The organism is Bacillus sp. SIMBA_005 (genome assembly GCF_046535585.1).
In the GTDB taxonomy this organism is placed as follows: domain Bacteria; phylum Bacillota; class Bacilli; order Bacillales; family Bacillaceae; genus Bacillus; species Bacillus pumilus.
Genome location: NZ_JAWRWI010000361.1, coordinates 1 through 274, shown reverse-complemented (window position 1 = coordinate 274; position 274 = coordinate 1). Strand labels below are relative to the sequence as shown.

Annotated in this window: 1 protein-coding gene; it reads left to right on the top strand. The window is 67.2% G+C overall.

Annotation, left to right across the window (positions count from 1 at the left end):
• Positions 1 to 274, top strand: a 274-nt coding sequence (locus tag SB660_RS20460; protein ID WP_410584160.1) for a hypothetical protein, incomplete at both ends; no start/stop codon positions are given.

The window sequence follows — 274 nt, the reverse complement described above, 5'->3', positions numbered from 1 at the left end:
AATCCGCTCGCGCACACCGTGCACGCGGCACTGGCGCTGGCGCAGCGTGAAGAGCCCACCTGGGCGATGAACGAACTCGAAGTCGAGCTCGGAGCCGTGCGCGAGATCGAGGCCGACGACATTGCCGGACTGCGCGTACGCTCCGCCTCCGGTCCGACTGTCACCGCTGTCGGGACCACCGCAGGCGACGAAGTCATCGAAGGATCGCTGCTCCTGGAAGGAACGGCCGGGGTGATGCGTGTGCCGCTTCGCGACCTTCGCATCGAGGTGGAAG